The sequence below is a fragment of the Bradyrhizobium sp. HKCCYLRH3059 genome, assembly GCF_051168035.1.
Lineage (GTDB): Bacteria > Pseudomonadota > Alphaproteobacteria > Rhizobiales > Xanthobacteraceae > Bradyrhizobium.
In genome coordinates, this window is sequence record NZ_JBNPUF010000009.1 from 1 (window position 1) to 12,432 (window position 12,432).

At 59.7% G+C, this 12,432-nt stretch carries 10 protein-coding genes; all 10 read right to left on the minus strand.

All coding sequences use genetic code 11. The features are described from left to right. Window positions 1-441: 441 nt before the first annotated feature. The 10 genes from ACQR13_RS26020 to ACQR13_RS26065 all read right to left on the minus strand — a co-directional run bounded on the left by ACQR13_RS26020 (window position 442) and on the right by ACQR13_RS26065 (window position 12,431). On the minus strand, window positions 442-2,355 hold the full coding sequence (locus ACQR13_RS26020; protein WP_315754926.1) for an HAD-IIIC family phosphatase: 1,914 nt from the start codon (window positions 2,353-2,355) through the stop codon (window positions 442-444). Between the two features lie 208 nt (window positions 2,356-2,563). Then, window positions 2,564-4,120 carry a radical SAM protein gene (locus ACQR13_RS26025; RefSeq protein WP_315754924.1) on the minus strand — a complete coding sequence of 519 codons (1,557 nt, stop codon included), beginning with the start codon at window positions 4,118-4,120 and terminating at the stop codon, window positions 2,564-2,566. Window positions 4,121-4,230: 110 nt separating this feature from the next. After that, on the minus strand, window positions 4,231-4,689 hold the full coding sequence (locus tag ACQR13_RS26030) for a MaoC/PaaZ C-terminal domain-containing protein (protein WP_315754922.1): 459 nt from the start codon (window positions 4,687-4,689) through the stop codon (window positions 4,231-4,233). 304 nt (window positions 4,690-4,993) lie between these two features. Then, window positions 4,994-5,236, minus strand: coding sequence for an acyl carrier protein (locus ACQR13_RS26035; protein WP_315754920.1), 243 nt, complete (start codon window positions 5,234-5,236; stop codon window positions 4,994-4,996). Between the two features lie 24 nt (window positions 5,237-5,260). Beyond that, complete coding sequence (locus tag ACQR13_RS26040) at window positions 5,261-6,463, minus strand: hypothetical protein (RefSeq protein ID WP_315754918.1); 1,203 nt, start codon at window positions 6,461-6,463, stop codon at window positions 5,261-5,263. 54 nt (window positions 6,464-6,517) lie between these two features. Then, window positions 6,518-8,080 carry an MBOAT family O-acyltransferase gene (locus ACQR13_RS26045; protein WP_315754916.1) on the minus strand — a complete coding sequence of 521 codons (1,563 nt, stop codon included), beginning with the start codon at window positions 8,078-8,080 and terminating at the stop codon, window positions 6,518-6,520. A 340-nt stretch (window positions 8,081-8,420) separates the two neighbouring features. Continuing rightward, entirely contained in the window at window positions 8,421-8,891 is a 471-nt protein-coding gene (locus ACQR13_RS26050; RefSeq protein WP_315754913.1) for a hypothetical protein, read from the minus strand. 38 nt (window positions 8,892-8,929) lie between these two features. After that, a complete protein-coding gene (gene gspM / locus ACQR13_RS26055) occupies window positions 8,930-9,499 on the minus strand; it encodes a type II secretion system protein GspM (RefSeq protein ID WP_315754911.1) in 570 nt (189 codons plus the stop codon). Continuing rightward, window positions 9,496-10,620 carry a PilN domain-containing protein gene (locus tag ACQR13_RS26060; protein WP_315754909.1) on the minus strand — a complete coding sequence of 375 codons (1,125 nt, stop codon included), beginning with the start codon at window positions 10,618-10,620 and terminating at the stop codon, window positions 9,496-9,498. Before ACQR13_RS26060 ends, gspM begins: the two co-directional genes overlap by 4 nt. Window positions 10,621-10,655: 35 nt before the next feature. Next, on the minus strand, window positions 10,656-12,431 hold the full coding sequence (locus ACQR13_RS26065; protein ID WP_315754907.1) for a GspE/PulE family protein: 1,776 nt from the start codon (window positions 12,429-12,431) through the stop codon (window positions 10,656-10,658). Window position 12,432 lies beyond the last annotated feature (1 nt).

The following is a 12,432-nucleotide window of genomic DNA, read 5'->3' on the forward strand; positions in this document are numbered from 1 at the left end:
GCGGCTGCGCTTCATGCTCTGGTCCTCGTTGGGCCAGAACGAACTTCAAACTGGATTAAGCCCCAGGGGCAAGGTCAGCCCAGCTGACCGACGGTTCAACCGTTCGGAAGACAGAGCCGTGCTCGCCCAGGCTCTTCGTAGCCTCGTCGAGCGCATCTTGCTCCGCCGAGCGGCAAGCGCGGCTCAATCGAGCCCGCTTCATGAAGAGCAGGGTACCGTGCCGGACAACGTAACGCCGGGGCAAAGGAAGCACGCCGCGAAACTCCCAGAGCCCTTCGGCGATAGTTGTCGCGGCGACGAGCAGCCACCTTAATTGCTGCTCTAAGCGGCCGCTGAGCGGCTCACTTAGCTAGCCGCGAATGAGCTTTCGTCGCCTAGAGTCAGAGACCTGTGCTTCCCTGGATACAATTGATCGTTCAGGCGTCTCGACCTCACAGCCCGCTATTGATCGAGCTTCTGCGCAAAATGCAATGCCTGCAAGCAACTATCGGGGTGCGCATCTGCGACCCGCTTGATCGTTGTCTCAAGATAAATTGGCGGATCGGCCGAACGAACCCAATCAGTCGCGCCCTCCACATCGCCAACCTTCTCGAAACCGAGTCGCTGGTAGAGTTGCGCCACGAGCTTGTTCTTCTTGCTCGGCACGTAACGCCCGCGGATCACCTCGCAGCCGCGCGCGAGGGCGACGCGTGCGATCTCGTTGGCAATAAACTCCTCCATCGCCCGGCCCAGCACGCGGCAGCTCATGACCCATGTATCAATGACGAGCGCAAGGCCGTCTTGCCGCATCAGCACCACCGAGATCAGGCCGTTGTCGCCGAAACGGTCGCGCAGGGTGAAATGACGGCAGGTCCAGTTGCTGTCGGCCTGAAACGCCCTCACCTCGGCTTCGCTGTAGCGCGTGCCGGTCAGATGGAATTGGTTGCTCTTGTTGATCAATTGCGTCGAGCGCGCGAGATACATTCCGTCGGCACAACCGACTTCGGCCTCCATCAGCAGGCTCTTCTGGAATTGGGCCTGGTCGGTGAACGATCCCTGAAGTTCGCGACGTTGCGCGTTGGCGCGATAATAGTCGGTGCGCACCGCGTCCTCCTGCGAATAGGCGACCGTCTCGAAATAGCGTTGCCGATGCACGAGCCCGACATATTCCGCAGGGTCGTCCGACAATTCGGGGACGGTGACCATCGGCAGATACTGGCGCACCAAGTCACGCTCCACCGGATTATCGTCCACGAACACCATCGAATCGAGGCCGATATTCAAGTTCTCGGCGATTGTGCGGATGTTGTCAGCCTTGTTGCTCCAATTGGCCATGAACTCCGCGACGTCGTCGAGTCTCAGGCGCATATCTGGATGCTGCTCGAACGGCTCTCTGGCATTGGCGACATCGTTCTTGCTACAGACGGCGAGGATAACACCGCGCTGCTTGAGGCTCTTGAAGTAGTTCTGAATTTGGCTGAACGCCTCGCCGGTCGCGCCGTTGCCAAGTTTGATCCCCCCCAGCCCGTCGTCACCGATCACCCCACCCCACAACGTATTATCGAGGTCTAGTACGACGCATTTCTTGGCCTGGCCCTTGATCGCCGCAACCAGCCGCGCAAAAGTAAAGCCGACCAGACCCATAGCATCAAACGTCATCGGCTGCTTGGAGTGATGCCAGTGCCGATATTCGAACCAACGCGCCTGGCCGTAGAGTGCCGACAGGTGATCATAATCGAAAATGACGACGCCCCCTGAGGCGCGGTCGGCGAGCCGGCTGTTGAACTTGCGAATGACCGAGCGCCGGCTCCACCCGACCGATCCCTCGAAATTGCCGAAGATATCGATGGCGGGCGTGTCAGCGTTGTTCTGGATGACAAGGGCCGGGCAATTCTTACGCACCTCCGCCCAGAGGCCCTCCACCATGTCTACCTCAGCGGCCACCGCGTCCTCGACGAGGTCGACGGCGCTACCGGGTGGCATGTCGATCCGCAAATCGCGACCGGTCGTGAAGATCCAGACGATCTCGGGCTCAAACGCGTACAGCTCGCCATCCTTGTCAAGGATGGTCGGAACGATGGTATCGAACGGAGCGATGTAGAACTGTGCGGCAAAGCCTTCGCTTGCCAGCCACAGGCGGACCATCTCCGAGACATGGTCGACCGTGGCGCTCGATAGAATCGCGATTCTGATCGGCTTCAGGCCGAGCGCGTCGCGATCCATCGTGTCGAACACCTTGAGATATTTGCGCAAGGTGACAAAGCTGTCATTTGGATCAATGGCGCTTCGCAAGGTCGCAAAGGCCTCGTGGATATCCCCACGCCGCGCCTGCGCACAGAAGCTGGCGAAACGGTCGTTCGATCGCGTGCTGTTCATTTCAGATCCGCTCATCGCAAACGTCTGGTCTCATGTCCCAGTTCGCCGCCATGTCGCGGTAGCGCTTCCGCGGCAAGCCCCGAAACTTGGCAATTCATTGGACCAGTAAGCCGGTTGATCCCAACGCCAAATCTGGCGCCGCTCCCTTAGATCCGGCGCTCCCGCAACGGATCCGCGACCAAGGCCGCTGCACCGTCCGATCGGGTCCTCACGGCCCGAAGACGCTGCTGACGAGTTCGGGGCGGTTGATCACCTGTACCCGTCCCGGCGACCGGTTCTCATGAAGCCGCTTCAGCGAGGCGATGACGTCGTAGTTGTCGCCAAAGTCGCCTGCCAATTGCCTCTTCATGATGGTGTTGATGCCTTCCTGCAATTGCCTGATCTCGCGGAAGTCGTAGCCCTGATCGTACAGATAGGCCATGTACCAGAGGCTGGTGTCGGGATCGACGAAGCAGGCGTTCTTGATCGATTGGAACATTTCGAGCTTGATGCGACCGGCGTCCTCAGAAGACATCGTGTTGTGCTTCCAATTGGCGCCCATTCCAGTCAGCCCGAACTCCTCTCGCCTGTTGTGAATATCGGTGTGCTCCATGTAATAGAATTCCTTCAGCGAGTAGAACTGGACGCCGCAATTCTCGATGAAGTCCATGTTGTCACGAATGGTCTCATCGGTCTCGCCGGGGAAGCCAAGTACGAAGGCGGATAGCGAGTTGATATCGTATTTGTTCAACAGCTCGATCCCACGCCGGAAATCGGCGCGCCGCGCCTTCTTGTTCATGTTTTCGAGCACGGTGTCATTGGCGGATTCAACGCCGAGATAGACCCCCTTGCATCCCGAGTCCTTCATCGCGCGTACGATCTCTTCGTCGACATACTGCACACGCAGGAACGAAAACCACTCGAAATCATACTCCTGGAATATCTTGAGCAGCGCCTTGAAACGGTGCGGCGGCACGTTGAAGGTGTCGTCGATGAAGATGATCCGGTCTATGCCGCCAATGCGCTTCACCGCGTCGAGATGCATCCTGACCTTGTCGCCCGCGAGTGTCTTCCAGCCACCAGCCGTCGTCGGATAGGAGCAGAAGGCGCAGGAGAATGGGCATCCCGACGCCGTCCTGATCTGGACGGTGCGGTTCAGGAACGGCGCGTCCAGCTGGTCCCACAAGGCCGGGCAGTCGTCGAGAAGTGGCGTGTTCCATTGCACCGGACCGGCAGAAAAGCTGCCGCGTTCTAAGGTGCAGAGGTTCTTGACCTCGTCAAATCCCCCGCCCTTGCCTCGGGCCAGGAGCAGATCCCTCAGGTCGAACTCCGAATTGAAGGCATGCAACATGTGCTTGATGCCGTACTTGCGCATCGGCTCCGCGAGATCGGCCGGCGAACCGTTGATGATGTAGGAATTCGCGAATGCGCCACCGACGATGATCTCCATGTCGGGATCGAGCTTCTTGAGGCGTTTGCAGATGCGCCCGATCTCCTTGAAGGTCAGAAAGAAGGTCGATGAGATACCGACGGGGATCTTGCCGCCGCTGCTCCGATAGGCCTCCTCGAACAGATCCCAGTCGCTGTCGATGTTGTTGATGATCTTGGTACGAATGCCGAACGACAGTAGGTAATTCGCAACATGCAGTCCGCTTGCGGATGGGAGGTTCCAGATATTCAGCGACTGCCGGCGGCCGGGATAGTCGGACTCGAAATAGTTCGGGCGTCCCGAGATCGCGTTGATGAAATCAAGATGGCCAACGAACTTGCCCTCGTGCCGAACCATTCGTGGGTAGACCAGTGACCGGAACAGATCCAGCCGATCGATTGGCAGAGCCGAATACGCGTCGTACTCAACGACGTTCGATTGGCAGATCAATATAAAATCCCAATCCGTCATGGTCGGCTCCTGGTAAATCCAACTTGGACCTTGCCCTTGGCAACGCTCATCTGAGTACGCTGGCGAATGACATCAACATTGGCAACGAAAACCTCGGCTGCGCTCGACCATTGCGCAACCGTCGCCTGAACACGGATCGTGTCACCGATATAGAGCGGCTCAATCCATCGAAGGTTGATCGATTGCAGGATGCAGTCGAGACCCGGCAGCCGAAGCCCGAACAGCCGTGAGACGAAACCGGCGATCAGCATGCCGTGGACGACACGCGCTTCGAAACCACGCTCCCTGGCCACACCATCGTCCATGTGGATCGGGGACACGTCGCCGGTAAGCGCGGCAAACTGGTCGACATGATGGCGTTCGACGAGCTGTTCGATCTCCGCCGTCAAGCCGACGAAGATATCCTCCGGTCTCAGGCACAGAACCGCGCTCGCGCCGCCGGCAAATTGAGCCATCCCCTGTCCTGTCCATCAGCAGTATCAAAGTGCTCGGCACGGCTTAGAATGGGGCCGAGCACACCCCTAACGTTTGCCAAATTACCTGCTTCCGACCAGCCGGTCGAGAAGAAACGAACGCCACTTACTCGCAGGGGTCGCGGACTGTGGCGCCATCGACACCCAGACAGCCGCCGATGACAACCCCCGCCCCCAATCGCGTTCAGCCAATGCACTCAAAAAGACATAGCCGCCCGGCCGCAATTCGAAACGCAAACCGTTCGATCCCGGCTTCTTCCAATGATAGACAGACTTGCGCCAGCAACTAGCGTGCCATCTTCCTCTCGAGCAACGACACCATCGCCGCGACATTCTCGAGATTGCCGATTTCCGAAGCGTTGAGGCGTTGGCCAAACTCTTCCTCGACCGCCAGCACCAGCGAGATGTGAGTCACGGAATCCCACTCATCGAGGTCGTCGGCCGTCATCTCGGGGAAGATCCTGATGGTCTCATCGCCGAAGGTCTCGATGAAAACCTTGTTCAAGCGCTCGTAGATCTCAGCCGTCATTTCTGCACTCCGCCCTAAAGGCAATTACTTCACGAAAGTCGATCTGTAGAGATGATAGTGATTGACATAGTCGCTGGCACGCTTGAGGTCACCCCGCAGACCGGTGATATCCAGCCGCGGCAGCGCGGCATTGAAAGCGGCATTGCCGCTCGCCTCGATCAGGGCGGCAACCATTCCGGCCTCTGATGGATGAGACGTGTCGACGAAATTTTCGGGATCCTTCGACATGGCCGCACGGCTCAGATCGACGTGGATGATTCCCATCTCGGTGAATCTTCTTTTCATTGTCTCGCTCTCGAAATCGCGCCAAGCGCCCGCGTAGGGTCGGTATTCTTCGTTGTGATCCAGGAAATCGACTGTCGGCGCAAAGATTGGAAACTGGATTCCGACCAGCAGGATCCCCTTGGCCTCGGCATCCGCGGCCATTCCCGCCAATTGAGCGAGTTGCTCCTCGTCGGCTTTGGGAGCGCCAGGAATGGCATTAACCAAGCCGTTTCTGAAATCAAGCATGACCTGCTTGGCGGCGTCATATTGCGCTAGCTGATAGATCAACGATCCATCCCAACGAAAGCCGGCGCCGGTTCGTGCAGCCGTGACTCCAACCATGGTCAGATCCTCCCGCGGATGCTTCGGATAGCGGCCCGCAAGACACTCCCATGCTGCTTCTAAACCGCGACCGCTGGAATCAATCGTCTGCCCAATCAAGGAGCCGATGCCTCCGATATGTTCCTCGACACCGTAGCGGAACGTCCCCGCCCGCTTACCCTCCATCCTCTGGTAGGAGTTTGAGAGCTGGAAGTAATCCATCGAGAAGATGACCACGCGGGGATACGAGACCTCGGTGATCCTGTTGAGGAAGTCGCGCAACTGCGATACCGTCCAGGCTGTCAGACAGGCGTTATAGAACTTGTAAGGCATGAACATCGCCGACCGCAGCTGACTGCAGCGCGAATTTCCGATAGCGATGATCTCAGGCTGTTCGTCGGCGATCCGCTGCAGCTTGAAGGAGGCCCAGTTGCGCGCGTCGGTCGGAAAAAACACCACGGGCATGTTGCCCTGCTGCAGGCGAGCAGCGGCCGCGGGTGGACGTCCCTCAAGTGTAGCCCACCCCAGATACTCCATCAGCGCGATCTGGATTAGCGCGCACACCACCACCCAAGCCACGAAACGACGGCCCCGGACCCCCGCCGTCCGCTCTTCCGAGTTGGGCGAAACGGACAATTGCATGGCTGATTCTGCTGAGCTCATCGGTTGGACGGACATGGCCAATGTTCACTCGGGTCAGAAATGGAAATAGAGCAGCGCGGCGCGATCATTGCTCAGATACGCCAGGGCCGACCAGACGAGTAGGCAGGACACCGAGACTGCCCAGACCGGAGAAAAAGACAATTTGAGCGCATCAGCCGAAGGAGCGATCTTGGGGTAGCCGCCGCCTTCGAGGACTGGATTGAAACGGGACAGGATTTGGTTGCTGTTCGGCAGCCCCCAGACGATCAAGAAGAGCAGGAGCAGAATCGCTAGGTCGGCGACCGTGAGTGGCATCGTGCCACCTGTGGAGAGAACAGGGTCCGCCAGCCGGGTTGGCCACGCGCCGGTCAGCAGCGTGGCGCCGGTCCACTCGGAGCGTCCCAGCAGCGTACCTAGCATTGCGAACGCCCCACCAGGATTGCTCGCGCGGAAGATCGCCCACCCCGCTGCAACCGACAAGAAGGTCAGTCCCAACGCCACCATAGGCCACCAACTGGTAGCAAGGGCCACCTTGCGATAGTACCCGCCAAAGCTCCGCCAAAGGTGATTCACTACCAGCAAGGCACCATGATACAAGCCAAACATGGCGAATGTCAGATGATTGCCATGCCAGATTCCCATCAGAAACATCACCAGCGTGGTGGGGTAGGCAATGCGCCAGACGAACTGCCTGGCTGCGCTCGCCTTGGCGCCGATCCGGCGCGCCATGTCGAGCGTGACTGTGTTGTAGACGTAGATCGTCAGGAAACGAGTCAAGGAAACATGCCAGCGCTGCCAGAAATCCACCATACTGCGCGCCTTGAAGGGCGAGTGGAAATTAGCCGGCAGTTCCACTCCGAGCAATCGTGCGACACCGATGGCCGCATCACTGTAGCCCGAGAAGTCGAAATAGACCTGAAATCCATAGGCAATCATGCCGACCCAGGCGGCGGCGGTTGGGATCGGCTGCTTGGCGAGCCACGGAATCATGACCTTATCCGCCACGAGCGCCACCGCCGGCGAGATCACGAGGTTCTTGAACATCCCGGCTCCGATCAGCGCCAAGCCGACGGACCAGTCAACGCTGGTCGTGCGGCCAAGCCGATCCTGGCTCGTCATCGCGTCATAGCGGATCAGTGGACCACAAAGAATTGCAGGGAAGAACAAGACATAGCTCAGTAAGTCCACCGGAGAGTGCGCGACCTTGCCGCCACCGTGGGCGTCGATGAGATACGACACCAGACGGAAGACGATGAAGGAAAGTCCGATCGGGAAGCCGAGCCCAAGCTCGACAGAATAGGTCGGGCCCAACCCGGCGACGAGCGTACCGAGATATTTGTAGGCGGCAAGCAGACCAAGATTGAGCGTCAGTCCAAAGACCAAGATTGTCGTCTTGCGATGATTTGGCGACAGAACGAACGCCCGCCCCAGTCCCCAATTGATAGCGACGAGACCGAGACAGACTGGCAGCCCTTGCGGGTCCAGTTCGTAGTAAATAACCGTTGATCCGAACGCAACGATCGCGCGGCGTGTCTCAAGGCTCCTTGTTAGCCTGAGTGCGATCGCAATCGCCGCGAGAGCTGCAAGAAAAAGGACAAAATAGTCCGAGTTGTGCATCGTGCGTTCATTCCCCCCTGAGGCGCACTTTACAGTGACTTATCCTCTAGCCGTCTTGAACGTCAGACACAACCATTCGATTGTGGGCCTTGGGAGGACTTAACTCGCTTGCGGGGGCCATAGTCGTGGTCGCTGCCGTTTGGCTTTTTGCGATGGATTTATGTCGTGGCACGAGTTGCCGACGCCTCCACTCTTTGCGTGAGTGGGCACATGTCCGCAGTTGGGCCTTTTGATCGCCATCGCTTCGCAAGAGAACGGGCGGCCCGATTGAGCAGGCTAATCTATCCTGTTCTGCAGGCGGCTACCTAACCGCCGTCGATCTCGGGGCCTCGATCGTTATTCAATTCCGCGGATAGAGCTGTAGCTCGATCACACGGCCGACCTGCTCGATCCGGACACCTGACGCATCAATGGTTTTCACCTTCCAGCCCTGGAACATCCCTTCTTCATCAACCCAGGAGCCGACTCCGCCACCAGCCTTGTTCAGCAGGTAGGCCTTACTCTCCCGAGTCGTTATCATAATACCACCAACAATGAGGCCGGGGTCCGCGGTCACTGCCTGCTGGGGAGCGACAGGGAGAGGCGGTGCGGGTGGAGGCGGAACGAAGGGCTCGCGCGACTTGGAGAAGACCGGGCGAGCGACGATCTCTGTGTAGGCATCCGCGCGCGGTCGTTCCGCATAGCCCGCCATCGAGCGCGGTAGCTCAGCGTTCCATGCTACGCGCTGCGAGCCCACCGTTTCTTCTCCCAATCCCAGTATCGCCAATTTCGCTCCGAGCACCAGATTGATCGTGCCCAGAACCGCCAGCACTCCGACCGGCGAAGTTACGCGCCATCTCGCCGGTAGCCTCATTGGATCGCACCATAGACATCGAGCTGCGCCTGAAGCATCGGCTCTTCGGCCGCACCCTGCCGCAGGGCGGGTCCACTCTTCAGCGTCGCGCTGAATATGAACAAGTAGGGCTTCGCGCTCTCGACGGCATGGACCACGTGCATCACCGATCGCAACGCCCCCGAAAGATCGACCCGCACTCCACTATACCTGATCCGATCCACCGTCCGGCTGGGCAAGGATTGGATGGCGCGGGACTGGGCACCCGAACTACCCAAGATCGTCTTCAACTTCGTCTGCAGATCGGCCGAGATCACGTTGTCATTGGCGCCCGTCAGAAACTCCCCGCCCTGAAACTGCAACTCCGTTTCGGCTGAGAGCGCCTCGACAGCCGATGCCTGCGCCGCGATCGCCCTCAGCCTTCCCAGCAAAAGCCGTTGATCCTCAATGCGGCCCTCGCGCTCGGCAAACATCTTATCGATCGGCACGACGATCACCCAAATCGCAAGGCTCAGCATGGCAAAATTTCCGAGGACGAACAGGCTGCGACGTGCGAGCTGAGCATCGAACTTAAAAGAGACCTTCATCGTGTCGCCTCCTTGATTGCGTCAGGCAGCCGAATCTTGACCTGAAGCGAAAAGCGCTCCCGGCCTTCGATTGGATCCATTGCGACCGGTGATGTCAGCGTGGCGTTGATGAAGAATTTCGACCTGTCGAGAATGCTGACGAGGCTAGGCGCGGCAGCGGAGAACCCCGTCAATGCGACCGTCGCGCTGCGGGAGCCGCCCCCCTCGATAAGCCGCAACTCGGTCAGCCAGGAGTGTTTTGGCAGAAGCCGTGTGGTTTCGTCCCAGACGTCGATCAGCCCCGGCGACTCGCTCCGCTGCAGGCGAAGCCGCACCAGCGCTGTTTGCCGCTCCCGCAATTGATCGACCACCGAACGGACGCGCTCTGCGTTCCGGCGCGCGATCGCGATATCGGTCTCTAACCGATCCAGCGCAGTCTGTTGCCGGTCATAGGTCATGCCCGCGAGGCCCGCCCCGAGTAGAATGGTCGTGCAACAGAGCGCCGCGATTGCGATCCGGTACGAATTGCGAACGTCAGCCTTGTGGGCCAGGCGGATCGAAGGTGCCCCTTCATCGTCGCCGAAGACGACGAACGTGATCTGCTCGAGCGGAAGCCCGAGCTCATCGGCGGCCTGCTGGACACGCCCTCGTCGGGTGACCCATTGCCGAACGGCAATGCGGCCGTCCGGAGATGCGCCCGCTACATGGTCGGAATAGATGTCCTGTACCTTGAAGGGAGTCCGGCGCAGCAGATCCTGCGGCACGATGGTATTGATCGAATCGCGGGCTTCGGCCGGGAGCACGAGGTCGCGGCGAAAGACGTCCTGTTCAGGCAATCGCAAGCCGAGATCGACGTCGCGCCGGTCAAAGCCGTAACGCTTCATGATGGCCTCCATCGCAGCCATCACCCCTTCTTCATCCGAGGTCTCCGAGACGTCGATCCCAGATCCCGGATCGATCAGCCGAAGCGTGACACCCGAAGCGCAGCCGTCGACCACGATCCTCGGTCTGCCGCCGGAGGTCAGCGAGGCCGCCATCCGTTGCGGCAGCAGATTGACGAATTCCCCGCACCACCAATTGACAGCCAACCGCGCCAGCTCGCGCGGACCAGCCGCACGGACCGTCGTTAGCAGCGTTCCCATGTCCCTGCCCTCCAGCATTGCCGCACTCGCTGTCCTCATCCCATACGGGTCGCGCGCAGGACGTCGTCGATCGTGGTTTCGCCGCGCCAGACCTTTCGAACGCCCATCTCGTACATGCTCTGCATCCCCCGCTCGCGGGCCGCGCGCTCGATCGCCGTATCCGCGGCCTTGGCCAGGATCAGACTTTGACATTCGTCATCGACAACCAGCATCTCTGCGATCGTCGAACGGCCGGAGAATCCGACTTGGCCGCAATCCGCACAGCCCTGCGGCTGGCGGATATCTGGTTCACCAAGCGCACGAACCTGCGTAACGGACCGTTCGAAGCTCTCGGCCCAATAGCTCACTTGCGGATGACCACAAGAACAGCACCGGCAGAGCTTGCGCACGAGACGTTGCGCGATCACGCCCTTCAGCGTCGACGCCAGCAGATAGTTCTCGACGCCGATATCGATAAGGCGCGTGATCGCGGATGCCGCGTTGTTGGTATGCAGCGTCGAAAGGACGAGATGCCCCGTCAGCGAGGCCTGAATGGCGATGCGTGCCGTTTCGAGATCGCGGATCTCGCCGATCATGATGATGTCCGGATCCTGCCGGAGCATCGATCGCAGCGCGTGCGGGAACGTCAGTCCGATGTCCGATTGGACCTGCACCTGGTTGATACCAGACATCTGGTACTCGATCGGATCCTCCACCGAGAAGATCTTACGCTCGCTGTTGTTCAGCGCTTTCAGCGCGGTATACAAAGTCGTCGTCTTGCCGCTGCCGGTCGGCCCCGTGACCAGGATGATGCCGTTGGGTTGTTGCAGGAGCGCATGGAGCGTGGCGATATGCTCGTCTGAGAATCCGAGCTCGGCAAAGTCCAGGCTCACGCGATTGCGGTCCAGCACGCGCAGCACCACGCTTTCGCCGAAGGCCGTCGGTATCGTCGAGACGCGGAAATCGATGTCGATGCCGCGAACCGCGATCTTGATGCGTCCGTCCTGAGGTAGCCGGCGCTCCGCAATGTCAAGTTTCGACATGATCTTTACGCGCGACGTGATCGCCGCGCGAAGATCCGCTGAGAGAACCTGCGCCGAGCGCAACACGCCGTCGATCCGATAGCGGACGAGCACCTGGTCGACGTTCGGCTCGATGTGGATGTCCGATGCGCGCGCCTCGACGGCGTTGGCAATGATCTGGTTCACCAAACGGATGATCGGCGCCTCGCTCGCCAGGTCACGCAGCCGCTGAACGTCTGCTTCATTGGCCTCGACACCGACGACCACATGCGTAGCGTCGTGGCTCGAACGGATCGGATAGAGCGCGCCGCAGACCTGGTCGAAATCAGCAGCCGTAAACAGGCGCATATCGACAGACAGTCCCGTCAGGAATGCGAGCGCCCTGACAGGATCGTGGTTGAACGGATCCGTCACGCCAAGTATTAGCCGGCCGTCTGTGCTCTGGAGCGGCAGCACCCGATTGTGCCACACGAACTCCGCTTCGACCAGCTCTGGCAAGACAGGCTCGATCGGAACCTCGTCTGGACGTACCAGACCAAGAGCCAGGAACTTCGCGAGCGCTGCAACCAAGCCCATCTCCGACACGAGACCGAGCTTGGTCAGCACCGTGTCGAGCCGGTCGCCGGTCGTCTGCGCCGCCCGAACCGCACGATCGAGGCTCATGCGGTCAACGACGTTTTCCGCTAGCAGAAAGGCGCCGAACCGTTGCAGTAGCTCGGCCCTGTCGATTTCATGCACGGAGTGCAGGTGCACAGCGCGCGGCGCGCGAGCACATTCAGCCGAAGCACCACTCTGGAGCGTCACGATCATC

What these genes read in the sequence shown, in the direction of transcription:
- ACQR13_RS26030 (WP_315754922.1), bottom strand. Translation starts at nt 4,689, where the DNA reads ATGGCTCAATTTGCCGGCGGCGCGAGCGCGGTTCTGTGCCTGAGACCG.
- gspM (WP_315754911.1), bottom strand. Translation starts at nt 9,499, where the DNA reads ATGAAGGTCTCTTTTAAGTTCGATGCTCAGCTCGCACGTCGCAGCCTG.
- ACQR13_RS26065 (WP_315754907.1), bottom strand. Translation starts at nt 12,431, where the DNA reads ATGATCGTGACGCTCCAGAGTGGTGCTTCGGCTGAATGTGCTCGCGCG.
- ACQR13_RS26035 (WP_315754920.1), bottom strand. Translation starts at nt 5,236, where the DNA reads ATGACGGCTGAGATCTACGAGCGCTTGAACAAGGTTTTCATCGAGACC.
- ACQR13_RS26025 (WP_315754924.1), bottom strand. Translation starts at nt 4,120, where the DNA reads ATGGTTCGGCACGAGGGCAAGTTCGTTGGCCATCTTGATTTCATCAAC.
- ACQR13_RS26060 (WP_315754909.1), bottom strand. Translation starts at nt 10,620, where the DNA reads ATGGGAACGCTGCTAACGACGGTCCGTGCGGCTGGTCCGCGCGAGCTG.
- ACQR13_RS26045 (WP_315754916.1), bottom strand. Translation starts at nt 8,080, where the DNA reads ATGCACAACTCGGACTATTTTGTCCTTTTTCTTGCAGCTCTCGCGGCG.
- ACQR13_RS26040 (WP_315754918.1), bottom strand. Translation starts at nt 6,463, where the DNA reads ATGCAATTGTCCGTTTCGCCCAACTCGGAAGAGCGGACGGCGGGGGTC.
- ACQR13_RS26020 (WP_315754926.1), bottom strand. Translation starts at nt 2,355, where the DNA reads ATGAACAGCACGCGATCGAACGACCGTTTCGCCAGCTTCTGTGCGCAG.